The 24,864-nt window shown below is 63.6% G+C and carries 25 protein-coding genes; 13 read left to right on the forward strand and 12 right to left on the reverse strand.

Annotation, left to right across the window (positions count from 1 at the left end; all coding sequences use genetic code 11):
- Positions 1 to 5 precede the first annotated feature (5 nt).
- On the forward strand, positions 6 to 1,175 hold the full coding sequence (locus ABD002_RS03890; protein ID WP_343787353.1) for a glycosyltransferase family 4 protein: 1,170 nt from the start codon (positions 6 to 8) through the stop codon (positions 1,173 to 1,175).
- On the opposite strand, the gene ABD002_RS03895 is transcribed toward ABD002_RS03890, so the two are convergent.
- The 3 genes from ABD002_RS03895 to ABD002_RS03905 all read right to left on the reverse strand — a co-directional run bounded on the left by ABD002_RS03895 (position 1,151) and on the right by ABD002_RS03905 (position 4,719).
- Positions 1,151 to 1,894 carry a YdcF family protein gene (locus tag ABD002_RS03895; protein WP_343787355.1) on the reverse strand — a complete coding sequence of 248 codons (744 nt, stop codon included), beginning with the start codon at positions 1,892 to 1,894 and terminating at the stop codon, positions 1,151 to 1,153. The two genes, ABD002_RS03890 and ABD002_RS03895, sit on opposite strands and share 25 nt — an antisense overlap.
- Before the next feature lie 435 nt (positions 1,895 to 2,329).
- Positions 2,330 to 3,487, reverse strand: coding sequence for an isovaleryl-CoA dehydrogenase (locus ABD002_RS03900; RefSeq protein ID WP_343787357.1), 1,158 nt, complete (start codon positions 3,485 to 3,487; stop codon positions 2,330 to 2,332).
- A 128-nt stretch (positions 3,488 to 3,615) separates the two neighbouring features.
- A complete protein-coding gene (locus ABD002_RS03905; RefSeq protein ID WP_343787359.1) occupies positions 3,616 to 4,719 on the reverse strand; it encodes a Glu/Leu/Phe/Val dehydrogenase dimerization domain-containing protein in 1,104 nt (367 codons plus the stop codon).
- 318 nt (positions 4,720 to 5,037) lie between these two features.
- On the opposite strand from ABD002_RS03905, the gene ABD002_RS03910 reads away from it, so the two are divergent.
- On the forward strand, positions 5,038 to 5,643 hold the full coding sequence (locus tag ABD002_RS03910) for a TetR/AcrR family transcriptional regulator (RefSeq protein ID WP_343787362.1): 606 nt from the start codon (positions 5,038 to 5,040) through the stop codon (positions 5,641 to 5,643).
- A 15-nt stretch (positions 5,644 to 5,658) separates the two neighbouring features.
- Complete coding sequence (locus ABD002_RS03915; RefSeq protein ID WP_343787364.1) at positions 5,659 to 6,585, forward strand: alpha/beta hydrolase; 927 nt, start codon at positions 5,659 to 5,661, stop codon at positions 6,583 to 6,585.
- Between the two features lie 136 nt (positions 6,586 to 6,721).
- Here ABD002_RS03915 and ABD002_RS03920 read toward each other — a convergent pair whose 3' ends face one another.
- Together ABD002_RS03920 and ABD002_RS03925 are read right to left on the reverse strand one after the other, a co-directional pair.
- The gene (locus ABD002_RS03920; RefSeq protein ID WP_343787366.1) at positions 6,722 to 7,189 is read right to left on the reverse strand and encodes a GFA family protein; all 468 of its coding nucleotides are present in this window, start codon (positions 7,187 to 7,189) and stop codon (positions 6,722 to 6,724) included.
- The gene (locus tag ABD002_RS03925; protein ID WP_343787369.1) at positions 7,186 to 8,073 is read right to left on the reverse strand and encodes an EamA family transporter; all 888 of its coding nucleotides are present in this window, start codon (positions 8,071 to 8,073) and stop codon (positions 7,186 to 7,188) included. The genes ABD002_RS03920 and ABD002_RS03925 overlap by 4 nt, the downstream gene beginning before the upstream one ends.
- Before the next feature lie 95 nt (positions 8,074 to 8,168).
- Here ABD002_RS03925 and ABD002_RS03930 point away from each other — a divergent pair, with 95 nt between their 5' ends.
- A complete protein-coding gene (locus ABD002_RS03930; protein WP_343787371.1) occupies positions 8,169 to 8,666 on the forward strand; it encodes an Lrp/AsnC family transcriptional regulator in 498 nt (165 codons plus the stop codon).
- Positions 8,667 to 8,830: 164 nt separating this feature from the next.
- Here the strand turns inward: ABD002_RS03930 and ABD002_RS03935 are convergent, their stop codons facing one another.
- The gene (locus ABD002_RS03935) at positions 8,831 to 9,349 is read right to left on the reverse strand and encodes a hypothetical protein (RefSeq protein ID WP_343787373.1); all 519 of its coding nucleotides are present in this window, start codon (positions 9,347 to 9,349) and stop codon (positions 8,831 to 8,833) included.
- A 242-nt stretch (positions 9,350 to 9,591) separates the two neighbouring features.
- Between ABD002_RS03935 and ABD002_RS03940 the strand changes: the two genes are divergently transcribed.
- The 6 genes from ABD002_RS03940 (at position 9,592) to ABD002_RS03965 (ending at position 15,775) form a co-directional block, all read left to right on the forward strand.
- Positions 9,592 to 13,380: a methylmalonyl-CoA mutase family protein gene (locus ABD002_RS03940; protein ID WP_343787375.1), complete on the forward strand. Its 3,789-nt coding sequence runs from the start codon at positions 9,592 to 9,594 to the stop codon at positions 13,378 to 13,380.
- A gap of 120 nt (positions 13,381 to 13,500) precedes the next feature.
- Positions 13,501 to 13,782, forward strand: coding sequence for a type II toxin-antitoxin system RelE/ParE family toxin (locus ABD002_RS03945; RefSeq protein WP_343787377.1), 282 nt, complete (start codon positions 13,501 to 13,503; stop codon positions 13,780 to 13,782).
- Positions 13,783 to 13,797: 15 nt separating this feature from the next.
- Positions 13,798 to 14,088, forward strand: a complete 291-nt coding sequence (locus tag ABD002_RS03950; RefSeq protein WP_343787380.1) for a HigA family addiction module antitoxin — start codon at positions 13,798 to 13,800, stop codon at positions 14,086 to 14,088.
- A complete protein-coding gene (locus ABD002_RS03955; protein WP_343787382.1) occupies positions 14,085 to 14,234 on the forward strand; it encodes a hypothetical protein in 150 nt (49 codons plus the stop codon). The genes ABD002_RS03950 and ABD002_RS03955 overlap by 4 nt, the downstream gene beginning before the upstream one ends.
- 207 nt (positions 14,235 to 14,441) lie before the next feature.
- Positions 14,442 to 14,945 carry a YybH family protein gene (locus ABD002_RS03960; RefSeq protein WP_343787384.1) on the forward strand — a complete coding sequence of 168 codons (504 nt, stop codon included), beginning with the start codon at positions 14,442 to 14,444 and terminating at the stop codon, positions 14,943 to 14,945.
- 215 nt (positions 14,946 to 15,160) lie between these two features.
- Complete coding sequence (locus ABD002_RS03965) at positions 15,161 to 15,775, forward strand: transposase (protein WP_343787812.1); 615 nt, start codon at positions 15,161 to 15,163, stop codon at positions 15,773 to 15,775.
- 461 nt (positions 15,776 to 16,236) lie between these two features.
- Here ABD002_RS03965 and ABD002_RS03970 read toward each other — a convergent pair whose 3' ends face one another.
- Positions 16,237 to 17,784 (reverse strand): S8 family serine peptidase, encoded by a 1,548-nt coding sequence (locus ABD002_RS03970; RefSeq protein WP_343787386.1) that lies wholly within the window; start codon positions 17,782 to 17,784, stop codon positions 16,237 to 16,239.
- A gap of 843 nt (positions 17,785 to 18,627) precedes the next feature.
- Here ABD002_RS03970 and ABD002_RS03975 point away from each other — a divergent pair.
- Positions 18,628 to 19,745 (forward strand): IS3 family transposase gene (locus ABD002_RS03975; protein WP_343787389.1). Its coding sequence is split into 2 segments (ribosomal slippage): positions 18,628 to 18,880 and positions 18,880 to 19,745, totalling 1,119 coding nucleotides; the frame shifts between segments, so codons are not numbered across the junction.
- A gap of 15 nt (positions 19,746 to 19,760) precedes the next feature.
- Here the strand turns inward: ABD002_RS03975 and ABD002_RS03980 are convergent.
- A complete protein-coding gene (locus ABD002_RS03980) occupies positions 19,761 to 20,246 on the reverse strand; it encodes a transposase (protein ID WP_343787391.1) in 486 nt (161 codons plus the stop codon).
- A gap of 382 nt (positions 20,247 to 20,628) precedes the next feature.
- Between ABD002_RS03980 and ABD002_RS03985 the strand changes: the two genes are divergently transcribed.
- Together ABD002_RS03985 and ABD002_RS19640 are read left to right on the forward strand one after the other, a co-directional pair.
- On the forward strand, positions 20,629 to 21,408 hold the full coding sequence (locus ABD002_RS03985; RefSeq protein WP_343787393.1) for a hypothetical protein: 780 nt from the start codon (positions 20,629 to 20,631) through the stop codon (positions 21,406 to 21,408).
- Between the two features lie 31 nt (positions 21,409 to 21,439).
- Entirely contained in the window at positions 21,440 to 21,751 is a 312-nt protein-coding gene (locus ABD002_RS19640) for a hypothetical protein (RefSeq protein ID WP_379988943.1), read from the forward strand.
- Here ABD002_RS19640 and phaZ7 read toward each other — a convergent pair.
- From phaZ7 to ABD002_RS04010, 4 genes are all read right to left on the reverse strand, one after another.
- On the reverse strand, positions 21,727 to 22,872 hold the full coding sequence (gene phaZ7 / locus ABD002_RS03995) for an extracellular native short-chain-length polyhydroxyalkanoate depolymerase PhaZ7 (protein ID WP_343787395.1): 1,146 nt from the start codon (positions 22,870 to 22,872) through the stop codon (positions 21,727 to 21,729). The genes ABD002_RS19640 and phaZ7 overlap by 25 nt on opposite strands.
- 470 nt (positions 22,873 to 23,342) lie before the next feature.
- The gene (locus tag ABD002_RS04000; protein WP_343787397.1) at positions 23,343 to 23,795 is read right to left on the reverse strand and encodes a hypothetical protein; all 453 of its coding nucleotides are present in this window, start codon (positions 23,793 to 23,795) and stop codon (positions 23,343 to 23,345) included.
- Positions 23,796 to 23,799: 4 nt separating this feature from the next.
- On the reverse strand, positions 23,800 to 24,021 hold the full coding sequence (locus ABD002_RS04005) for a helix-turn-helix domain-containing protein (RefSeq protein WP_343787400.1): 222 nt from the start codon (positions 24,019 to 24,021) through the stop codon (positions 23,800 to 23,802).
- A gap of 1 nt (position 24,022) precedes the next feature.
- Entirely contained in the window at positions 24,023 to 24,532 is a 510-nt protein-coding gene (locus tag ABD002_RS04010; protein WP_343787402.1) for a DUF2975 domain-containing protein, read from the reverse strand.
- Positions 24,533 to 24,864 lie beyond the last annotated feature (332 nt).

The raw sequence follows: 24,864 nt of genomic DNA on the forward strand, positions 1-24,864 counted from the left end.
ATAGCATGTCGATGAAGGTTGTGCTCTACGCCAATACGGATTGGTATTTGTACAACTTTCGCCGGTCGCTGGCGTTGGAGCTGCAGTCTGCCGGCTACGCGGTGTTGCTGATTTCTCCCGCGGGTGACTATGGGCAGAAGCTACGTGACCTGGGGTTGCGATGGGAGGCCGTGCCAATGCATCGGCGCAGCCTGAATCCCCTGCGCGAGGTTCGTTTGCTGGCATATTTGTTTCGTTTGTTCCGGCGCGAAAAACCCGTGATGGTGCACGGGTTCACCATCAAGTGCGCGGTGTATGGCTCGCTTGCGGCACGTCTTGCCGGTGTACCTGCGCGCATTAATGCAGTGGCTGGCATGGGCTACGTGTTCACGAGCAGCACACCCAAGGCCCGGGCCTTGAGGCCACTGGTTCGCAGACTGTTGCGGGCTGCATTGGGCGGGACTCATGCACGGCTGATTCTGCAGAACCCGGACGACGTGCGATTGTTTGAGCGTGCGAAGCTGATCGATCCCGCGAATATTCGTTTGATTCCGGGATCCGGAGTCGACTGCACGCATTTCACACCGTCTGGTGCATCAGTGGCGCCATCATCGATGGTCAGGCCGCGTGTACTGTTGGCCGCACGCCTGCTATGGGACAAGGGACTGGCTGAATTCGTGGATGCAGCCCGAGCTTTGCGCGCGCGCGGGCATGCAATTCAATTCCTTCTCGCAGGTACTCCCGACCCCGGCAACCCTGCAACAGTCCCGACAGATACGGTCCGCAGCTGGGTCGCGCAAGGCGTGCTCGAATGGCTGGGGCACGTCGAGGACGTGCGCGCGTTGCTGGCTTCGGTCGATGTCGTGGTATTGCCGAGTTATCGCGAGGGTTTACCAAAGTCACTGATCGAAGCCGCCGCCTGCGGCTTGCCCCTGGTCACCACCGACGTACCGGGTTGTCGCGAAGTGGTGACGGACGGTGTGAATGGATTGTTGGTGCCGGTACGCGACTCGTCCGGTCTGGCAACAGCCATCGCGCGACTGATAAACGATCCGGCACTTGCGGCGCGATTAGGACAGGCCGCCAGGGTCAAGGCATTGGCTGACTTTGATGAGCGCATCATCATTGATCGCACTCTCAACGTATATCGCGAACTATTGGGCGAATCCCCTCAAGCCCAACCGCGCAGCTTGTAGACCAATAGTCCGATGTATTCGTGCAGCCAGCGCCCGCTCTGTGCAAGTGATGCTCGCTGAGGTTGCCAGGAAAGGGCCCGGCGCGTGTTCTCTCTATCGAAAGCAGGTGCCGGGATGACTTCCAATCCTTGCCGTCTGAAGCACGCAGCTGCGCGCGACATGGTCCAGGAAGAGGTCACCAGTAAAATACGGTTGCGACCTTCATGTCTGAGGATGGCTGCAGAATACAATGCGTTTTGGTACGTGTTGACACTTGTGGATTCCACTTTCAGCGACTGTGCGAGGACGCCCTGTTGTTCAAGCTGGTGAGCCATGTCGACAGCTTCGCCATCGCCGCCGGAGAGCAGAACGATAGGGGCTTTGGACTCACGATATAGCTCAAGGCCAAGGCCCGCTCGAGTTGCTTGAACGCTCGACGTACCAGTACCAACATGCGAGCTCGCGCCGAAACTGGGTGAGTCGCCACCGCCGAGTACCACGATCGCGTCTGCCGTTGGGTACGTTGCGGCCTCGTAGCGGGGGTACTGATTCTCCAGCCCCAGCTTGAGCAAGCCGGCGAACGCCGGCATGGCGCAAAGCGTGATCCAAAGACCGCCGAGTGCGCAAAAGACCGCAGCGGTGCGATAGCGCCGAAGACAAAGCCCGAACAGGCCGAACGCAGCCAGCAACATTGCTTGAGCTGCGGGATGGCTGGCAGTCAAGTAGAGGGCTTGATTCATGTCGGCAAATCTCACCGCGCGTGCGATTCGGCGGCGCCAATTGTCATGGGCGTGCGGATTTCGCGCAAGCCGCGGCAGCGATTGTCGCTAAGCTACGCTCTTTGCATTATCAGCGTTCCACGCGATTCCGATCATTGCGTGGCATTGTGCCTATCACGCTGCCGGTGTTGAGCAGATTGGCCGTCATTCCGCCGGATGATGGTCGAAGCTGAAGGCTCGTGCGAGTTTCCATTTGCCGTCGACTTGCTTCCAGACGTGAAAAACTTTCCGCTCTCGCGCAGTACGTCCGCCTTGCCTGATTCCAGTCCGTAGAAGCGGTGGCTGCCGGTCCGGATCGCGCCGTACGGTCACCGGATAGATACGAGCAGATCGCCGGCAGCATGGCATGCGTCGAGCTGCGAGCAGTCGCCGCTTCACGAGCATGGAGTTCCTATCTCAGGATTTGCCGTGGAACAGCTCGCGGCCGATCAGCATGCGGCGGATCTCGTTGGTGCCGGCGCCGATCTCGTAGAGCTTGGCGTCGCGCAGGATGCGGCCGGCGGGGTATTCGTTGATGTAGCCATTGCCGCCGAGCGCCTGGATCGCCTCCAGCGCGACCTGCACCGCGCTCTGCGAGGCGTGAAGCAGGCACGAGGCCGGGTCGATGCGCGATTTCACGCCGCGGTCGTAGTTCTGCGCGACCATGTAGGCGTAGGCGCGCGAGGACTGCAGCGCGGTGTACATGTCGGCGATCTTCGCCTGCATGATGCCGAACGTGCCGATCGGTGCATTGAACTGCTTGCGTTCGCGCACGTAGGGCAGGGCGGCGTCGAGCGCGGCCTGCATCAGGCCGAGCGGGCCGCCCGAGAGCACCAGGCGCTCGGTGTCGAGGCCGCTCATCAGCACGCGCACGCCCTCGTTGACCTCGCCGACGCGGTTCGCGTCCGGGATCTCGCAGTTGTCGAACACCAGCTCGCAGGTGTTCGAGCCGCGCATGCCGAGCTTGTCGAGCTTCTGCGCGGTCGAGAAACCTTTCATGCCTTTCTCGACGATGAACGCGGTCATGCATCGCGAGCCGGCCGGCCGGTGCGCGGTGCGCATGTAGACCAGCAGCACGTCGGCGTCCGGGCCGTTGGTGATCCACATCTTCGAGCCGTTGGCGACCCAGTGGTCGCCATGCGGTTCGGCGCGGCAGGTCATCGAGCCGACCACGTCCGAGCCGGCGCCCGGTTCGCTCATCGCGAGCGCTCCGACCCATTCGCCGCTGCACAGCTTCGGCAGGTATTTCTTCTTCTGCGCCTCGGTCGCGTTGTTCGCGATGTTCTGCACGCACAGGTTCGAGTGTGCGCCGTAGGACAGGCCGACCGAGCCCGACGCACGCGAGATCTCTTCCATCGCGACCACGTGCGCGAGGTAGCCGAGATCGGAGCCGCCGTAGTCACTCGACACGGTGACGCCGAGCAGGCCCATCTCGCCGAACTTGCGCCACAGGTCCGACGGGAACACGTTTTCACGGTCGATCAGGTCCGCGCGCGGCGCGATCTCCTTCTCCGCGAATGCACGCACGGTTTCGCGCAGCAGGTCGAGTTCTTCACCGAGGGGAAACGGGCGCATAAGATCTCCGGGTATGTGACGCGGATCGATTGTAGTGCGTGTCGGCCATCGCATGCGGCGGATGGCCCAAACGAAAACCGCCCGGACGGGCCGGGCGGTTTCTTGCAACAGGATCGCGATCGGGCGTGTTACTGCCCGCGCATGCGGCCCAGGAAGCGCGGGCCGTGGTTGCCCATCGTCGGCAGCTTGATCTTGCCGATCGCGCTGATGCGTTCCTCGGCCATGCGATCGGCGGCCTTGTAGGTCGGGATGCCGTCGCGATCAGAGATCTGGAAGATGCGCGACAGGTTGTAGTAGATCGTGCGCATCATGCGCATCGCGCGCTCTCGGTTGTAGCCGTCGATCTCCAGTGAGACGTTCATCACGCCGCCGGCGTTGACCGCGTAGTCCGGCGCGTACAGCACGCCGCGCTTGGCCAGTTCGTCACCGATCGCGTCGGTCGCGAGCTGGTTGTTCGCCGCGCCGCAGATCACCTTCGCCTTGATGCGGTCGATGGTCTTCTCGTTCAGCGTGCCGCCGAGTGCGCACGGGCTGTAGACGTCCGCATCGACGTCATAGATCTCATCGAGACCGACCGCGGTGCAACCGTGCTCGTCGACCGCTTTCTGCACGAGCTCCTTGTTGATGTCGGTGACGAACACCTTGGCGCCCTGTTCGCGCAGCAGCTTGATGAATTCCATGCCGACGTGGCCGGCGCCCTGCACGGCGTAGCTGTGCTTGCCGACGTCCTCGTTGCCGAACTTGTGATGCAGCGCGGCCATCAGGCCCTGCAGCGTGCCGAACGCGGTGAACGGCGAGGGGTCGCCCGAGCCGCCATGCACCTGATGCACGCCGGTCACGAACTCGGTCTCGCGGAACACGTATTCCATGTCGTTGACGTCGATGCCGACGTCCTCGGCCGTGATGTAGCGGCCGTTGAGCGAGTTCACGAAGCGGCCGAACGCGCGGAACAGCGCCTCGGACTTGTCCTTGCCCGGATCGCCGATGATCACCGCCTTGCCGCCGCCGAGATTCAGGCCGGCCACCGCGTTCTTGTAAGTCATGCCGCGCGACAGGCGCAGCACGTCATTCAGCGCTTCGGCCTCGCTCTTGTACGGCCACATGCGCAGGCCGCCGAGGGCCGGACCGAGCACGCTGTTGTGGATCGCGATGATCGCCTTCAGACCAGCGTCCTTGTTGTGGCAGAAAACGATCTGCTCATGGCCGGTCTGGGCAACGGTTTCGAAAATCATGGCTGCTCCTGCGAAACGAGTTAAAGCCCATTCGCCGACAGTCGCAGCACTGCGAAACTGCTCGAGGAACGAGGTATAAGCGATTGATTGGATGGTCGAACTGGTGAGTGGCTCTGCGTTACCTGCAAAGCGCGGCGCGTAGTGTAGCCGCGTGCGTCGGCAGTGGACAGTGCGCGGCCGCTGGCGGTCGTCGTGGCGGCGTCACGCGGTTCGGACGTTTCGCTAGGGGATCCTGATCGGGCGGGTGCGCCTCGATGCGGAAAGGATTCGCTGCATCAGCCCTTTCATAATACGAACGATCGTGCTATTGTACGCCACATGTCCGCTGTTCCCGCCACCACGAAAGGCGCCGCGACGCGCGAGCTGATCATCGATCGCGCTTATGCGATTGCGTGTGGCGAGGGGCTGGAAGGGCTTTCGATCGGCGATCTCGCCCAGGCGGTCGGCATGTCCAAGAGCGGCGTGTTCGCGCATTTCGGTTCACGCGAAGACCTGCAGCTCGCGGTGCTCGACTCCGCCGGACAGCGCTTCGGTGAAAGCGTCCTGATTCCGGCACTGCGCGCGCCGCGCGGATTGGCGCGCCTGCGTGCGATCGTCGACGGCTGGTTCGACTGGGTGCGCGACAACCGCCAGGGCTGCCTGGTGATGGGCGCGGTCAGCGAATACGACTCAAGGCCCGGTGCACTGCACGAACGCGTCGTCGCGCTGATCCAGCGCTGGCGCAGCGACTCGGCACGTGCGGTCGGGATGGCGATCGACAGCGGCGAGCTGCGCGCCGGCACCGATGCGCACCAGCTCGCGTTCGAGATCTTCGGCATTGCGCTTGCGTTGCACCAGGACACTCGCCTGTTCGACCCGAAGCAGGCGCGCGTGCAGGCCGAGCGCGCGTTCGAGCGGCTGCTCGCCGCGAATTCCCCACCCTGATAACCGAGGTTGGCCATGGCTACGATAGTTGCGAGAAAAAATAGCACGATCGTTCGATCTTTCATGTTTGCCGGCGTGCGCACGGGCTTCGCGATCGGCAGCTGGCTGCGCCCGCGCGCGACGCTGCGGCACGCGTACCGCCTGTTCTGTACGCCGCTCGCGACCACGCGCCAGCGCGCGCGCGCGGCCGATCCTGCCGGAGCCGCGGTGGCGTACGCGACGGTGGCCGGCGAGCAGATCGCGACCTATGTCTGGGGCGATCCGGCGACGCAGCCGCACGTGCTGCTCGCGCACGGCTGGTCGAGTCATGCGCTGCGCTTCCTGCCGTGGATAGCGCCGCTGCGCGAGGCGGGCTACGCGGTGGTCGGCTTCGATCAGGTCGGCCACGGGCGCAGCAGCGGCCGGCGCACGACTTTGCCGGGTTTCGCCGAGACCCTGCGAGCGGTCGCTCGGCCGTTCGGCACGGCGGCGGCTGTCATCGGCCATTCGCTCGGCGGCGCGGCGACATTGCTCGCGCTTGCCGACGGCCTGCAGGCGCAACGCGCGATCCTGATCGCGCCGGCCGCTGATCCGATCGCCGCGGCGCAGCGCTTTTCGCGCTTCGTCGGTCTGGCCGATTACTTGTCCGGACGCTTGTTCGACGAGTACGAAGCACGTCATCCGACCCGAGTCGCCAGCCTGCAGGCGCATCTCAAGGCACCGACGATTGGACGGCCGGCGCTGATCGTGCACGACCTCGCCGATCGCGAAGTGCCGTGGCAGGAAGGCGAGCGTTATGCGCGGCACTGGCCGGATGCGCGCCTGCTGACGACAACCGGACTCGGCCATCACCGCATCGTCGACGATGCCGACGTGATCAACACCGCGCTGCGTTTCCTGCGCGGCGAGACGGTCGGTGAGCGCGTCGTGTCGTCGCCGAATCTCCCTTACGGCTTCGCGTGACGGCGTGCGCGAAGGTGTCGGAGAGAATTTTTCGTCGTCCCTGCGGACTCCGGGACCCAGTGCCTTTGCAGCCTGTTGAAGTCACTGGGTTCCGGCTTTCGACGGAACGAGGAGATGGATTGGTTCAGACGCTAGATCATCCCTGGGCCACAGGTTCGCTGTCCCTGCTGCTGCGCGGATAGTGCGGCAGCGATGCGCTGAGCGCTTCCCAGGCGAGCTTGTGCTCGATCCATATCTCGCAGGTCGGAGCGAAATCGTCCGGGTGATCGAGCGACGCGGTGGTTACGTCCATGGTTTCCGGACGCGCGTCGTGCTGCCAGGCCAGCGACGTGCCGCACGTGCCGCAGAAACTGCGCACGACCGAAGGCGAAGAACGAAATCGCACCGGCGAACCGGCGATGAATTCGAACGCGCTTGCGGGGAACACCGCCCACGCGACCGACGGACCGCCGGTCGCGCGCCGGCACGAGCGGCAATGGCAGAGCGTCAGCGCGACCGGATCGGCCTTGGCGCGATAGCGGATCGCGCCGCACAGGCAACCGCCTTCATGGATGCTGCTCTTCACGTCCTTCTCCGCTGGCATGTCAGGGTGGATGAACGTCATGTGGCGGACGCCGTCCGGTGCAGCAGGACGCCGCCGATCACCAGCGCGATGCCCGCGATCTCGAGCGTGCCGGGAATCTGCTGCAGGACCAGCGCGCCGATGAGACAGGCCATCGCCGGCAGCAGCGCAAGCATCAGCGCGAAGGTGGATCGCGGCAGGCGCGCCATCGCGAGCTGGTCGCATACATAAGGAATCACCGAGGAACAGATGCCGACGCCGATCGCGGCGGCCAGCAGGCGCAGGTCATGGAACGCCGGCAGCGCTTCGCGGAATCCGATCGGCGCTGCGACGAGCATCGCGACCAGCATCGCCGCACCGAGGCGATCGATGCCCGCCGCGCCGCCATCACGCGCGAGCGCGTGGCCGATCACGATGTAGCCGGCGAACAGCACACAATTCGCGAACGCGAACGCATAGGCCAGCGGCTCGCCGCCGATGCGCACGTCGGTCAGCAGCGCGACACCGGCGACCGCAGCCAGCATCGCAACGAAGTTGCGTGCATCGCGCAGGCCCAATACGGCCAACCCGATCGGCGCAAGAAACTCGATCGCACCCACCGTGCCAAGCGGCAGCCGGGCGATCGCGAGGTAGAACACCGAGTTCATCAGCGCGAGGATCGCGCCCATCGCGACCAGCAAGCGCCGCTGCGGCGCCGAAGCCGCCCGCAGTACGCGCCATGGACGCCGCCAGAGCGCGAACGCGACGGCCGCGACCGTGATGCGCAGCCAGGCGACGCCGAGCGCGTCGGCGTACTGGAACAGCAACACCGCGAACGCGGGCCCGAGATAGTGGAAGACCGCGCTGACCAGGAAGAACGCGTGCGGCGGAATCGAGTCCGCGCGTAACGCGGGCGGGCGTACGAGGGAGTTTTCGATCGGCTTCATGTTCGGGCTCTCGACCTGCAACCGGTGTATATTGTCGAAAGCTTATGCTTCATATTGAATGGATAAATGAAGGTATCAGTGGTATTTGTCCTTCCATGTCAAAGAAAACGGAAAGAAATTCCTTCGATCGACCAAGCAGCCTCCTGGACGCGACCAACCTCGCCATCCTGCGCCTGCTGCTCGATGACCCGCGGCTCGCGATGAGCGAACTTGCGCGGCGTGTCGGCATGTCCGCGCCGGCCGTCACCGAGCGCGTGCAGCGGCTGCAGGAGGCGGGCGTGATCCTTGGGGCGCGACTGGATATCGACCAGTCCGCGCTGGGGCTCGGCATCACTGCGTTCGTGCGCGTCCGTCCGATGCCCGGGCAGTTGCAGTCGATCACCGAACTGGTGAAGAAGACGCCCGAGGTCGTCGAGTGCCACCGCGTGACCGGCGAGGACTGCTTCATCATGAAGGTGCTGGTCGGGCGCGTTGAACTGCTCGAAGCCGTGCTCGACGAAATCCTCAGGTTCGGCAACACGACCAGTTCGATCGTGCAGTCGACACCGGTGCCGTTGCGTGCGCCGCCTTTGCCGGAGCCTGCACAGCGCTAGCGATGTTCCGGCGACTCCCCGAGCCATCCCAGCAAGCCGTCCCGGCGAACGCCGGGACCAGTGCCTTTCATGGAGGCCCGCGAAGGCACTGGGTTCCGGCGTTCGCCGGAACGACGAGTTATGTATGTGAGTCGTCGCGGGATCAGATGTGAGTCATTGCAAGATCAGCCCCGTTTGCGCTCGCATGTGAGCGTGTCGCCTACGACGAAAGGCTGATCGTTCTTGGCGACCTGCCAATCCACGCGAAAGCGGTCGTTCCCCAGCTTCGTGTAGACGAATTGTTGCCGTGGCTGCACGGCCGGTGCGCCGGTCCATGTGAGGCTGTCGCCCTGCCAGCCCGGTGAACCGAACGCGCGCACGCCGCCGAAATTGTCGACGATGGCCGCATTGAACTGGTTCGAGTTCGCCTTGGAACTCCAAAGTTCGACCGCGTGGTACAGCGCCGGCGGCTTGTCGTCGTGATGCTTGAGCAGCGAATGGGAGGCAAGGTCCCACTCGAAGCGCATCGACGAGGAAATCGTCTTGCCGCTGGCAGGAAAGACGCCGTCGCAGCGCCACACGCCCAGGAAATAGTCGTACGCCGGGGGCGATGCGGCCGTGCCGGATGGCGGTGCGTCGGCAGCGCTGGCGAACGAACACACGGTGGTGGACAGCAGCAAGGCCGCCCATCTCGAATGGCGCATATCACATATCCCTGGAGGTGGTCGCAAGGCTTCTACAGAAGCGCGAGGAATCGCAGGCAGTGCAGGAAGTCACTCGCGCATGTCTGAGCGGAACTCCCTGTGCAGCGCGCCAGTGACGGAGGCTTGCAAGCGCGCCCCAACCGGGTATGGGCGCCGCCCCTCTCGGTCCGTACCGTGCGGCACGGAAGCCGCGCTGGTGCGTCGGCGCTACAATTGCCATCTGTCTCACGATTGCGCCCCCCATGAGCACACCAGCCAAGCACGTCGCCGCCGAGCCATCCACCGAACGCGCGCCGTTGCGCTTCGTCACCGCCGCCAGCCTGTTCGACGGCCATGACGCCGCGATCAACATCATGCGCCGCCTGATCCAGGCGCAGGGCGCCGAGGTGGTCCATCTCGGCCACAACCGCTCGGTTGAGGACGTGGTGCGCGCCGCGCTGCAGGAGGACGCCGACGCGATCGCGCTGTCGAGCTACCAGGGCGGCCACGTCGAGTACTTCAAGTACATGGTCGACATGCTCAAGGAGCGCGGCGCCTCCCACATCCGCGTGTTCGGCGGCGGCGGTGGGACGATCACGCCGGAGGAGATCCGCGAGCTGCAGGCCTACGGTGTCGAGCGCATCTACCACCCGAACGACGGCATGCACCTCGGCCTCGTCGCGATGATCGAGGACGTGGTCAAGCGTGCACGCACGGCATCCGATGCACGTGTGGAGCACGACGCCGCGCATTCAGCGCCGCCGGCCAAGGTCGTGATCGACGACGAGATCGCGGTCGGCCACGCGCTGACCGCGATCGAGGAAGGCCGCCACGACGAGACCGAGCTTGCGCACCTGCGCAAGCAATGGCAGCTCGCCGGCGGCAAGACGCCGGTGGTCGGTATCACCGGCACCGGCGGCGCCGGCAAGTCGTCCGTCGTCGACGAACTGCTGCTGCGCTTCCTGCACGCGTTCCCGGACATGCGCATCGCCGTGCTCGCGGTCGATCCGACCCGGCGCCGTTCCGGCGGCGCGCTGCTCGGCGACCGCATCCGCATGAACTCGCTGCGCTCCAAGCGCGTGTTCATGCGCTCGATGGCGACGCGCCGCCAGCACGCGGCGACCAGCATCGTGCTCAAGGACTGCGTTGCGTTCCTGAAAGGGCAGGGTTACGACCTCGTCATCGTCGAGACCGCCGGCATCGGCCAGTCCGATTCGGAGATCGTCGACCTCGTCGACTTCCCGATGTACGTGATGACCAGCGACTACGGCGCGGCCAGCCAGCTCGAGAAGATCGACATGCTCGATTTCGCCGAGCTGGTCGTGCTCAACAAGTTCGACAAGCGCGGCGCCGAGGATGCGCTGCGCGACGTGCGCAAGCAGTGGAAGCGCAACCGCGTCGCGTTCCAGCTCAAGGACGACGAGGTGCCGGTCTACCCGACCATCGCCAGCCAGTTCAATGATCCGGGCGTGACCTGGATGTTCATGAACCTGTGCCGCTTGCTGCGCGACAAGCTGCACCTCGGCACGCCCGCTGTCGGCGTGCCTGCTGTTGTAGGAGCGGCTTCAGCCGCGATGCCTTCGTCGGGCAGCGAAAAAGAGATCGCGGCTAGAGCCGCTTCGACGAAAGCCGTGCAGACGCACGTCGACTGGAAGCCGCACCTCGACACCTCGGTCAGGGAACCGCGCGCGACCGTGCTGATTCCCGGCGCACGAGTGCGCTACCTCGCCGAGATCGCCGAACAGGGGCGCGGCATCAACGCCGGCATCGACAAGCAGGCCGAAGTCGCCGATCGCGCGCAGTCGTACTGGCAGTCCCTGCGCGACCTCGAGGACCCGAAGCTGCCGAAGGCGCTCGATCTCTACGACGCCGACGACGTACTGCTGTCATCCGCCGCTGCCTCGGCGGATTTCCCGGCCTGCGGCGAGCGCCGCAGCGGGCAACCGGACCGTCGCAAAGTGAAGTTCAACTGGGAGCTGCGGCGCGAATCGGAAGAGCGCGCGAGCGTCACCGCGGCCGCACCGTTGCAGCCGGATCGTTCACTGATCACGCTGCGCCAGCGCTACAACGATGCGATCCAGTCGCTGTCGTCCGATGCGCTCAAGCTCCTGCGCGAATGGCCGCAGCGCCTGAAGTCGATCACCGACGAGGTCACGGAATACGAAGTCCGCGGCAAGGCGATCAAGGTCGAGAACTACCGCGAATCACTCTCGCACCAGAAGATCCCGAAGATCGCCGCGCCGACCTACAAGAGCTGGGGCGAGCTGCTCGTATTCCTGCAGAAGGAAAACCTGCCCGGCTACTACCCATACACCGGCGGCGTGTATCCGTACCGCCGCACCGGCGAGGACCCGATCCGCATGTTCGCGGGCGAGGGCACGCCGGAGCGCACGAACCGCCGCTTCCATTACCTGAGCGTCGGCCAGCCGGCTGCGCGCCTGTCGACCGCGTTCGACAGCGTGACCTTGTACGGCGAAGACCCGGCGCCGCGCCCGGACATCTACGGCAAGATTGGTAACTCCGGCGTCAACGTGCCGACTCTGGACGACATGAAGAAGCTGTATTCCGGCTTCGACCTGTGTTCGCCGACCACCTCGGTATCGATGACGATCAACGGCCCCGCGCCGATGATCCTCGCGATGTTCATGAACACCGCGATCGACCAGCAGGTCGAGAAGTACCTGAAGGAAGATCCCGCGCGCTGGGCCGAAGCGGAAAAGACCATCGCCAAGCTGTTCGAAGGCCGCAAGCGCCCCGAATACGCCGGCGCTCTGCCGAACGGCAACGACGGCCTTGGCCTGGGATTGCTCGGGGTCAGCGGCGACCAGGTCGTCGACGTCGAGACCTATGCGAAGATCAAGGCGCACACGCTGTCCACCGTGCGCGGCACCGTGCAGGCCGACATCCTGAAGGAAGACCAGGCGCAAAACACCTGCATCTTCTCGACAGAATTCGCGCTGCGCATGATGGGCGACATCCAGCAGTACTTCGTCGACAAGAAGGTGCGCAACTTCTATTCGGTGTCGATCTCCGGCTACCACATCGCCGAGGCCGGTGCGAACCCGATCAGTCAGTTGGCTTTTACGCTGAGCAACGGCTTCACCATCGTCGAGTACTACCTCGCGCGCGGCATGAGCATCGACGACTTCGCGCCGAACCTGTCGTTCTTCTTCTCCAACGGCATGGACCCGGAATACACCGTGATCGGCAGAGTCGCGCGGCGCATCTGGGCACGCGCGATGCGCGAGCGCTACGGCGCCAACGAGCGCAGCCAGATGATGAAGTACCACATCCAGACGTCCGGCCGCTCGCTGCACGCGCAGGAAATCCAGTTCAACGACATCCGCACGACCTTGCAGGCGCTGTATGCGTTGTTCGACAACTGCAACAGCCTGCACACCAACGCCTACGACGAGGCGATCACCACGCCGACCGAGGAAAGCGTGCGCCGCGCGGTCGCGATCCAGATGATCATCAACAAGGAACTCGGCCTCAACTTCAACGAGAATCCCTGGCAAGGTAGCTTCATCGTCGACAAGCTCACCGATATCGTCGAGGAAGCCGTCTACAAGGAATTCGAGGCGATCAGCGAACGCGGCGGCGTGCTCGGCGCGATGGACACCATGTACCAGCGCGGCAAGATCCAGGAAGAAAGCCTCTACTACGAACACAAGAAGCACGACGGCAGCCTGCCGCTGGTCGGCGTCAACACGTTCCTGCCGAAGGAACACGCCGGCGACATCGTCACCGAGATCGAACTGATCCGCTCGACGGAAGAGGAGAAAGGGCAGCAGATCACGAACGTGCTGGCGTATCAGAAGAACCGCAACGTGCTCGCACCGTCCGGCGAGACCTCTCATGCGAACCTTGCCGATGCCAACGACGAAGCACCGGCGGTCCACGATGGCCATGGCCTGGGGTATTTGCAGAGCGTCGCACGCAATCGCAAGAACGTGTTCGCAGCGCTGATGGAGGCGGTGAAGACCCATAGCCTGGGGCAGATCAGCCATGCGTTGTATGACGTGGGTGGGGAGTATCGGCGGAATATGTAGCCGGTCAGCCGGATGCTCAGGAGACTGTGCGGGCCGCCTTCGGGCGGCCCACCTGTTTGTGCGCGCCGTTGAAATCCATGACGGGTTGCGTCATGTAACGGACCGCGTTATGTTTGTTGCGTGATCCGGACCTTTGTCGACAAGGAAGCGGAGAAGATCTGGGCGGGCACGCCATCCCGGCGCCTGCCCGCGGATATCCAGACCGTCGCCCGTCGCAAGCTGCGCATGCTCAACAACGCCGCCACGCTGGATGATTTGAGGATTCCTCCGGCCAATCGGCTGGAAGCCCTGAAGGGTGATCGAAAAGGTCAGCACAGCATCCGCATCAACGATCAATGGCGCATCTGCTTTCGTTGGAACGAAGGCGATGCGCATGACGTGGAAATCGTCGATTACCACTGAACTGTCGAGCCATTTATGAAGACCCTGCCCAACGTCCATCCCGGCGAAGTGCTGCTGGATGAATTCCTGAGCCCACTCGGCATCAGCCAGAACGCCCTTGCGCGCGCGGCTGGCGTTCCTCCGCGGCGCATCAACGAGATCGTACTCGGCAAGCGCGGTGTGACCGCCGATTCAGCCGTTCGTCTGGCGGCTGCCTTGGGCACCAGCGAGCGGTTCTGGCTGGGGTTGCAGGCCGACTACGATCTTGAGGAGGCGCACCGCGCGCTGGGCAAAGCGGTTGAACGGATCGAAAGGATTGCAGCGTGAAACCGGAAGCGGCCGGCGAGCGCGGCGTCGCGCATCCCCGCTGGAATGTTTTCGAGGCGCTGATGGAGGCGATCAAGACGCACAGCCTCGGCCAGATCAGCCATGCGCTGTACGACGTCGGCGGCGAGTACCGCCGCAACATGTAGGCATTGCGGCGCCCCGGCGTGCCCCTCGCGTATCGAGCGTATTGCCGCCAAGCGGAAACGGGCTGCTGCGTTCTCGGATTGCAGCCGGCCTCAATCATTTCTCGGCGGCGTACCTTCGATCCAGACTCGTCCTACAATCCGCCTGTCGTGCCGTTTCGGGCGGCGATCGGCCTGTAGGGTTCGAGTTCTCAATCGAGGAGGATCTCCATGAACACGATGACGAAAGCAACGGGCTTGTCGTTTCTGTTGGTGGTGTTTGCGGTCCTTGGTATCGATGCGCTGGCTGCGGGTCCGGCGGCGGACGTGGCGGCGATGCATGCCGTCGACCAGGCTTGGTTGAAGGCTTACACCGCCGGTGACGCGGATGTCCTGGCGGGCCTGTACGACGAACAGGCGATGCTGATGCCGCCGGGTGCGCCGGCCGCGCACGGTCGTGCCGCGATCCGGGCCTTCTTCGTGTCCGACATCGCCCAATCGACGAAGGCCGGCATCGCACTCCATCTCGGCCCCAATCCGGACGGCGGCGTCAACGGGGATATGGGCTGGGTGTCCGGCAGCTATTCGGTCACGGACAAGTCGGGCAAGGTCGTCGAAACCGGAAAGTACCTCTCCGTCTCGAAGAAGAAAGGCGGTAAGTGGCAGTACATCCGCGACACGTGGAATTCCGACACCGCGCCGCCGGCTGCGGCGGCGCAGGCACCGAAGTCATAGGATTCCATGGCCGCAGCGTGCGGCCTCGAAGATCCGCAGGCTGCTGCGCATGAGTCGCAGCAGCCTCGATAGGGCGGAGGTCCGGCAGCGCTTCGATCCGTTCGAGAGGCGGGATCTGCTCGAAACGTTGCTGAAGGAAATCAGCGGTGAGCAAACGTTGCCCTGACTAAGGGCAGAACGTGCACTCTGAAAACTCATGTCGCCGCCGCCTGTGCGTGGCGGTAAGTTCGCGACCGCGACGTCCGAACACCCGCAACGCGACAGGAGGCAGCCATGTCACTTTACGCAGCGATCGATCTACATTCCACCAACAACGTGCTGGCGATCCTCGACGAGACCGACCGGCCCTTGCGGCAACGTCGATTGCCCAACGAGCTGCTGGCGATTCTCAAGGAACTGGAACCGTTCCATATTGGATCGTCGCCTCGCGCACACGCTGCAAGGAACAACACGCGCTGCGCACGGTGCCGGGCATCGGCGTCATTCTCGGGCTCACGATCGCGCTGGAAACCGGCGATATCACCCGCTTCGCCAGCGTCGGCGACTACGCCTCGTACTGCCGCATGGTCAAGAGCGAGCGCATCTCCAACGGCAAGAAGAAGGGACACGGCAACCGCAAGTGCGGCAACCGCTACCTCGCCTGGGCCTGGATCGAGGCGGCGAACTTCGCGCTGCGCTTCAGTCCGCCGATCCGGCGTTGGTACGACCGCAAATGCAGCAAGCGCCACAAGGTGATCGCGATCAAGGCCGTCGCACACAAGCTCGCGCGTGCCGGTTACTCCCTGCTGCGCGACGGTGCCACGTTCAACGTGGCGCGCGCGTTCGGATGAATCACGTTGCCGGCGGCGACAAGCTCGTAACGGGGTTGGCCATCAACCAGCACTCTGAATAGCTGCCGTCGTCGGCGCCGTGTTCGATGAGGCCGCCCATCGACCGAGCCACCTCGGGTTGATCCGCCCATGGGCGAGATCAGATATCTGTGCGCCGCCAGCGTGGACGCATGGACGGATCGATGGCAACCGACGAGTGTTTGGGAGCACTACGCTCAGGGGCGCAACCGCGTCTTGATCCAGAACGGTGACTGGGCGGGATCATCCCGCACCCCATCGACAACACCAGGCGTCGGCAACATCGATCACGGATACGTATCCTCTCCGCCTCATTGTTGCGGAGCGGGAACCTTGCTGCCTGTTGACTGAAGAGCCCGCGACGCCTACCGGTCTCACCGGCAGACATCGCGGGCAAGCAGGGGGCCAACTTCCCCGCGTTGTTCTACCTTGTCCCCGGTTCCCTAGTTTTGGCAATTTCCATCCGTACAGGGCGGCGGTGTCGAGCCTTGCTTGACCAACGTGGCTGCCGCCGTCCTCGTCAAGGTCGGAGAGCCTCCCGTACCGGTGATTGTCAACGGATAGGTGCCCGCCACGGTCGAAGCGGCGACCGTCACCGTGAGCGTGGAGGAATTGCCGGTCGTCGATGCCGGATTGAAGCTGCCCGTGGCCCCGGCGGGAAGACTACTCACCGAGAATGCGACCGCGGCGGTGAACCCTCCGGTGCGCGCGATGGCGACCGCATAAGTGGCGGTGCCTCCCGCAGCCGGCAGGGTCACCGAGGGCGGGCTGATCGAGAGCGTGAAGTCCGGAGTGGGAGGTGGTGGTGGCCCACCGCATCCCGGAATCCCCTTGCAGACGTTCAGCCGGCCACCAGTGCTCGTCTTGCCCGCGAGACTCGGGATGGAGTCCACGCTGCTGAGCAGCGTGCTCTTCAACTGTGCCGTAGTCAGCGTGCTCTTCGACAAGATCAGGGCTGCAGCACCGGCAACGTGTGGCGTAGCCATCGAGGTGCCGCTGAGGTACTGGTACAGGTTGCCGGGCTGGGTCGACAGAATGTCCACGCCAGGGGCGCCGAGATGGACCGAGGTGGCACCGTAATTCGAGAACGACGCCAAGCCGTCGTTGTTGTCGGTCGCGGCGATGGACACTACATTGGGTGCGTTGTAGCTCGACGGATAGTGGGGGGTGACGTCGTTGTTCGTAGCGGCATTGCCGGCCGCGGCAACGAACAGAATGTCATTGGCGTTGGCCTTGTTGATCTCGTCGAGCAAAGCCTGCGAGAAACCTCCTCCACCCCAGCTGTTCGACAGCACACGAACGTTGACGCCGGCGATCTTGGCATTGACCGCGAAGTCGATGGCTGAGATCGCGTCGGCCGTGGTTCCACTCCCGGATGCGTCGAGGAACTTCAACCCCATGATCGACGTCGCCCAATTGACGCCGACCACGCCGGTGTTGTTGTTGCCAAGCGCTCCGATCGTCCCGGCACAGTGGGTGCCGTGATAGTGGTCGTCGTTGGGGTCGCACGTCTTCGTGATGGCGTTGAAGCCGTGGGTGCCTACACCGCAGCCCCCGATGCCGCCGGGGTTGTTCCAGACATTGCCAGATAAGTCGATATGGGCATAGTCGATTCCGGTGTCGACGATACCGACCACGATGCTGCGGGTGCCGGTCGTGACGGTCCAAGCCGGTTCTGCCTTGATGTCAGCCCCGACGGTGCCCGGCACGCCGAGGATCGTCTGCCCAATGTTCCTCATGCCCCACAGCTCGCTGAAACGCGGATCGTTCGGCACTGTGTTGGCATGAACAATGTAGTTGGGCTCGGCATAGATGACATTGGGGTCGCCGCGCAACGCGCTCAGGAGCTGATCGACGCTCATGGAGCGGGAGCGAATCCGACGAACCACGCCACTGTCGACGTGGGAAACCTCGTCGTCCATGTTGGCATCGGTTTCCCCTTCGATGTTAGCGAGGGAGTTGTTATCGAGACCCGCTCTGACCTTGAACAAGGCCTCACTCGCTACTTGGGGATTATTATCCTGTGCCCATGTGACCGTGCCTCCTGTGAATACAGCAAGCGCAAGAATCGCCAGTACAGAGATGCAACTAGAACGCAACCAGTGCATACCCAGTCCTCCTCTCAACAAGGTTTTGTGCCTACTCACGGCGTTGATCGCCGGTGTCCCTTTTGCGCAAAGTTCCCTCGCGCGCAAACCGCGTTCCCTCCACTCCATATAAATCCGCCTGACGGGCGCGCCCGCATTGCATTTCAGCCAGTCTTGTCCAGCGTTTCAGGAATCAGCGACCGAACGGGCGTTTCCCCTAGATATGGGAAGACCGGTCCGGACGTTGTTCTACCGCAAGATCAATATCGTCCGCCGCCTCTGACTGCGTGCTCCTTGTTTTGACTGATGCCCGGCAGAAACGCACTGTTCTGGCTGATGGTGTAGCTGGCCCCGGCAACCGCGCTCCTCAACGGACCATTCGGATCCGATCCCGGCGCCACCTAATTATCGGGGCTCAAACAACAATCGGAATTTCCGTCACGAATGAGAAGCTGCGCGAACAAAGATCGTCTCCTTGAACGCAGGCGGCCGATGCCACAGTGTGGTCATATTTGTCAGTACGCATGATGCCCCTTTGAATCGCGGCGCATTAAGTGCGCTTTCCAGATAAAGGGTATCCATATGTATACCATTACTAATGTTGTGCTGAATCCTGTAAGTATTTACATCTAGGCTGAGCAAGCCGAGTATGCCAACGCTAATAGCTGGTAAAAAATAAACGGAGTGGCCCTTCCCCCGTAGAGTGAGCCCAGCGATTCGTAGAGACTCTCCCCAAAGGAGGGTTTCATGCGCAAGTCGAAGTTCAGTGAGAGTCAGATCGCGGAGGTCTTGAAGGAGGCCGAAGCCGGTGTCGCCGTAGCGGATGTGGCGCGCAAGCACGGTATCAGCGCTGCGACGCTCTACCAGTGGCGGTCCAAGTACGGCGGCATGAGCGTGTCAGACATGCAGCGGCTGCGGGAGTTGGAGCAGGGGAATGCGCGGCTGAAGCGGATGTACGCGAACCTGAGCCTGGAGCACGAACTGGTCAAAGAGGTGCTAGCAAAAAATTGGTAACGCCGGCGCAGCGCCGCGAGGCGGTGAGCTGGCTGCAGGAGACGAGGACGGTGAGCGAGCGCTGCGCGTGTCGAGTGGTTCGCCAGCCGCGAGCGACGCAACGGCGGCGTCGAGGTCGTCGGGACAAGGCTCCGAAAGCGGAGGCGCGCCTGCTGGACTTGGCGTACGCCCACCCGGCATGGGGCTGCCCGAAGCTGCACCAGCAGTTGCGTCGCGAAGGCCATCGGATCAACCACAAGCGCACGGAACGGCTGTACGGTCAGCACGGCTTGGCCCTGCGTCGCCGGCGCCGTCGCCGGTTGTCCGATCGGGTTCGCCAGCCGCTGGTGCGGCCGCTGCGACCCAATCAATGCTGGTCGATGGACTTCATGAGCGACAGCCTGGCCGATGGCCGCGCCTATCGCACGTTCAACGTCATCGATGACTATGCCCGCGACGCCTTGGCCATCGAGATCGACATCAGCCTGACGGCGAACCGTGTTGTTCGAACGCTGGAACAGCGGTGCGAATGGCACGGAGCGCCGGAGGCGATTCGCAGCGACAACAGCCCTGAGTTCCGAAGCGAGACCGTGCAGGCTTGGGCCAAGGCCAGAAACATCCGCTGGGACTTCATTCAGCCAGGCTGCCCGGCACAGAACGCCTACATCGAGCGGTTCAACGGAACGTATCGGCTCGAGGTGCTCGATGCCAACGCGTTCCGCACGCTGGACGAAGCGCGAGCGGCCACGGCGGACTGGCTGGCGATCTACAACGAACAACGCACCCATAGCGCCATCGGTCACCTGCCACCGCTGGCGTTCAAGCAACGACGGCAGCAACGCGAGTCTCTAGAAAAGGCTGGTCTTGGTTGAGGGGGATTGACCCCATTACCAGTGCGTGAAGGCGGCGCAACGCTCGCTGTCGGCGGCGGCCAGAGCGCGATACGACGAGTGCATCCGTACGAGTGGGTCGTGTTTTCCGAGCGCGTTGGCGTGGAAGCTCGACCAGGCGTAGTCGGCCGGGTCCGCGACCATCGCAGCACGTACGGGGTTGAGTTCGATGTAGCGATAGCAGCGCAAGAGGTACGCGGCGCTGCCGACCGGGCAGGCTTTGTAGCGTCCCTCCCATAGCGTGCCGGTTCGGTGATAACGGTCATTGAGATAGCGGACATAGCGCCGCCCGAGCGCCTGCATGACGCGCGCAACGCGGCCGGTTTCTGCCGGCGTCATCAGCAGGTGAACGTGATTGGTCATGAGCACATAGGCGTGGACGGCGCAGTCTTCGCCCATCGCGATTTCGCGAAGGTCGTTCCGATAACGCTCGTAGTCGACGGCAGAGAAGAAGCACGGCTGCCGATCGTTGCCGCGCTGCACGATGTGTTGGGGAACATGGGCGAGATGGAGACGGGGCTGCCTGGCCATATCGGTGCGTCGCAGAGGAATGCACCAGCGTGGCGCGACAACCGCAACATGTCTGTCGGAGATCACGAATGAGCCTTCAAGGCGCCTGTTCCGTGCCCGGCTTCACGCCTGCGATGACCTGCCATTGCAATGAAACTTTGCTCCACTGACACTCCAAGCAAAGGGGCCGCACTGACCATTCGGGTGACTTATGACACGCAATGATCTTGAGTCGAGCTATGGATGTGCGACGCGTCACTCAGCTGCTCGGACATCGATCTGGCGAAACAGTCTGACTGTCTTAGCTTGTATCGTCGCGAGCGCAGCCGCGAATGCCGCGTTACCACCAGCGGAGGTGCAAGCGCTCGTCGATCTGTACAACTCCACCGGCGGACCCAACTGGACCAGCATCACCGATTGGGCGTCGGCGAGAAACGCCAGCCCGACCCCTGTGTGCTCGCTTGTCACGGGCAGCATCATCTGCGATGCCTCGGGCGCGCACGTGATCGGCATCAATCTGTACAACAACAACCTGATCGGGACCTTGCCGAGTTCGCTCGGAAATCTGACTGAGCTTCAGACGTTCCAAGTCGGCTACAACCAATTGAGCGGGTCGATTCCCTCCCTCAATGGCTTGAGCAAGCTGCAAAAATTCTATGCATATGCCAATCATTTGAGCGGGTCGATACCTGCGCTGAGCGGCATGAGCAACCTGGTCGAATTCAACGTTGCCTCCAATGACCTGACCGGGCCGATTCCTCCGCTCACCAGCCTGCCCGCTTTGAAAGCGATCAATATCGGATACAACCAATTGAGCGGAGTGATTCCGCCGTTGTCAGGCGCCCAACTGCCACTGCTGGACTATCTTGAAGTGGATCACAACCGCCTTCGCGGATCGATCCCGGACCTGAGCAGCATGACCGTACTGACAGCGTTCTATGCCGGATTCAATCGCATGAACGGTCGCGCCCCGACTCCGCCCTTACCCAGCAGCCTGGTCCAGGGTGCGACCACGCTGTGCCCGAACTATCTCGCCGCAACGCCCAGCAGCGTCTGGGACACCGCTACGATGAGCGCACCGTGGTATGCAAATTGCGACACGGATACGATTTTCATCGACGACATGGAGCTCTAGCAGCCTGTTGAGAAACGCTCGCCCGCGCTGCTTGTCAGACGCGATCAATCACAAGGCAAGTCGATCGATGCGCGGAGCGGATGCGCAGCAACTGGGAATGTTCTCGTATGTGTCGGTGGAGGAACGCGTGCCGGCGGACCATCCGATCCGCAAGCGGCGCGCGCTGGTCGATGCGACCTTGAAGGAATTCGACGACGTGCTCGCCGCGCGCTGCGCGGCCGGGGGGCGCGAGTCCATCCTGCCGGAGGATACCGGGGGCAGAGTGCAGGCCCGCACGACGCCCCAGTTGAGCCTCGATGGCCTCGTGCTTCCCCTCCTTCACAGATTGCCAGCGGGTCCGTAGATGCCGGCATACATGCTGGCGCAGTCCGTGGTGCACGTCGTCGTGAGCATGCTGCGGATGATCGCGCCGGAATTGCTGAGTGAGCGGAAGTGGCCGACGCCGTTGCTGGTGTCGCCGCCGCCAGCGTTGTAGGGACTGCCGTCGGCCCAGTTCCAGTCGTACTGGTAGGTACTGTTGCCGAAGCCGACGTTCACTTGCGCGATCACGTTGCTTCGGGCATTGAACAGCGCGCCACTGGGGCAGGTCCCGGCGTAGCTGGCCGTGAAGCAATGCACCTGGTCGTAGAGGCCGGCGGTGATCGTGTAGAAGCGGATGCCAGTCAAGCTCGCGGGTAGGGTGCGCAGGCTGCCGCTGCCGCTGCCGGTCCAGCGGTTGTAGCCGTAGTACGGCACGCCCGAACTCGGATAGAGGCCGAACGTGTAGTAGTCGTATGGCCAGACGTAGGCTTCCGCGTTGCAGGTGGGCGCATAGGTCGATTCGTAACCGGTGTACAGGCAGGTCTGCAAGCCGCGGATGCCGCCGCCGATGTTGATGAAGCGGCGGATGCTGCCCTGATAGCCGTAGTACTGGATCGTGGCGAGGCCCATCGACGAACCGAGCGAATGCGCCACGATGTCGACCTGCGACTTGCCGGTGTAGGCCTTCACCTTGTCGATGAAGCTCTTGATGAGGTTGTAGGTGTAGGGCTCGTGGTAGTTGTACTGCGGGTTCTGACGCTCGACGTCGGACAGGTAGGTCACGCCGAACAGCTCGCAATCGTTGTAGCCGGCGGCCTTGAGTTCCTGGTAGACCGAGCGGGTCGGCGTGGTGTAGCCGTTGACTGTGCCGGGCGGCATGTCGAAGCTCGCCGCGAGATCGCCATTGCCGTGCAGGAACACCACGGGCGTCTTGCCGGCCGTGCAGTTGCCGCCGCCGAAGCCGCCGTAGCCGACATTGGGATTGAAGCCGCCGGCATATTGGGTGGTGGTGGTCGTGCAGGTGTATCCGTTGTTGCCGCTGCATTGAAGCGCGGCGGCCTGGCCTGCCCACAACAGGGCCAGACCGCAGATCAATCCGATGAGACGGCCCGGTACGCGGCGCGGTGCGGGGGCGGGGTGCGGATCGAGCGATGCGCGGATCATGGGCGACTCCTCCGGTAGCGGCTGTCGAGGCGTCGCGATCATGCGCCGGCGTATCGGTCGCTCCCACTGTACGAAAGGGCAATGAACCGGAAACCGGGACAGAGTGCACTTTCTCCGACGATCCGCGCCTTTCGTGGCCTGCCGATCTTCGCCGGGCCCGCACGACGCCCCAGTCGAGCCTCGATCGCTGCGCGAGAATGCTGTGATCCGAATGCGCGCTGACGCTGAAGGTGCGTGCGTATCGCCTCGATCTCCTCGTCATTGACGGATGCTGTGACCAGCGCGCGATAGGCGGCGCAACGCTCGCTGTCGGCGACGGCCAGAGCTCGATACGACGAGTGCGTCAGTACGAGCGGGTCGTGTTTTCCGAGCGCGTTGGCGTAGAAACTCGACCAGGCGTAGTCGGCCCGGTCCGCGACTATCGCGGCACGTACGGATTGAGTTCGATGTCAGAAAGGAATCAGGTTCATTTATCGGTTGACCACTTTCCGCGGCCACGCAAAGTACATCCTCCACGCATACCCCCACGGCACCACCGCCGCCAGCAGCGGCAGCGCGAGGAACGATCCGGCGACGTCGCCGGTGGGCGTTCCCCACAACATGTCGACGCGCCACAGCGGCCAGGCGACGAAGGCGAGCCAGATCGTCTTGTAGCCGATGGTGAAGAACATCAGCGGCAGCCAGCGCAGCGGGCGGAACAGCCCGAACAGCGCGAGCGCGGGATAGGTGGCCCATACGGCGATAGCAACCGCGCGCACCGGATCCCATGCGCCGGCGTGCGTCAGCAGTCCGCGCCAGGCGCTCGGTGCGACGAACACGAGCATCAGGAAATAGAACAGGCGCAGACCCCAGAGCTGCACGGGGCGGACACCCTCGTGGCGCGGATCGGGGGTGAAGAACCGAACGAACGGGTTGACGGGCATGACATCACTCCTCGGCAGGCAGCGCGAGATCGAAGGCGAGCAGGTCGCCGGGCTGGCACTCGAGCGCCGCGCAGATCGCCTCGAGCGTGGAGAAGCGGATCGCCTTCGCCTTGCCGGTCTTGAGGATCGACAGATTGGCGAGGGTGATGTCGACGCGCGTGGCGAGGTCGGTGAGCGTCATGCGGCGCGCGTGCAGCATTTCGTCGAGGCGGACGACGATCGCCATGTCACACCGTTCCTTCGAGGTCGGCGCGCATGCGCGCGCCCTGCGCGAACACACCGGACAGCACGAACAGCAGCAGCACGGCCAGCCATGGCGCGAACGAGAAGCCGCCGAGCCTTCCCGGCTCCCACACCGCAGACGCGATCGCGGTGACGGCCATGCGCAGCACCTCCAGCACCAGCACGCTCCATGCAATCGCGTTTAGGCGTTGCGCGTTCTGCAGGATGAACGGGTCGCCGCTGCGCACGGTGTCGATCATCGCGAGCAACTGTCGCAGGACCGTGTGCACGATCAGCGCGGCGATGAAGCCGATGAGAACGATCGCGCGTAGTCCGTTCCCCAGCTGCGGATGCGTCGACGCGAAATCGCCGAGCGGCCGCGTCGGCCAGCCCTCGATGAAGAAGCTTGCGACCAGCAGCACGGCGAGGCCGGCGGCGTAGAGCAGGTTGAGGATGGTCAAGCCCTGGATGACCGGACGGGCGACGGCTAGGGCATGGGCGGATGAGCGGGTCATGGTGGTTCTCCACGGCTTATTTATCGCAAAACGATAATAACCATATCGTTGAGCGATAAGAATAGGCCGGAAGACACCCCTGCCTGGGCCAAATGGAGCGGAGTGTTCCGATTTCCTCTCACCCGCCGCGCTCCGCGCGTCGGTCTCTCCACGAGCGGGAGAGGCGAACAGCGCAATGCGGTCGCGCGGCTGCGGTCGTGTCCCGCCCAGCACGCCGTTTCCCGCCTTTGGAGTGAGCTGGGATTCGCGGCCCAGCCTACGGGCTGAGCGCGTCGACGCGAGACCGGGAGAAGGGACGGAAAGGGGGAGTAATTCGATAGGCCCCTAGTGCC

Source organism: Dokdonella soli (assembly GCF_039523175.1).
In the GTDB taxonomy this organism is placed as follows: domain Bacteria; phylum Pseudomonadota; class Gammaproteobacteria; order Xanthomonadales; family Rhodanobacteraceae; genus Dokdonella_A; species Dokdonella_A soli.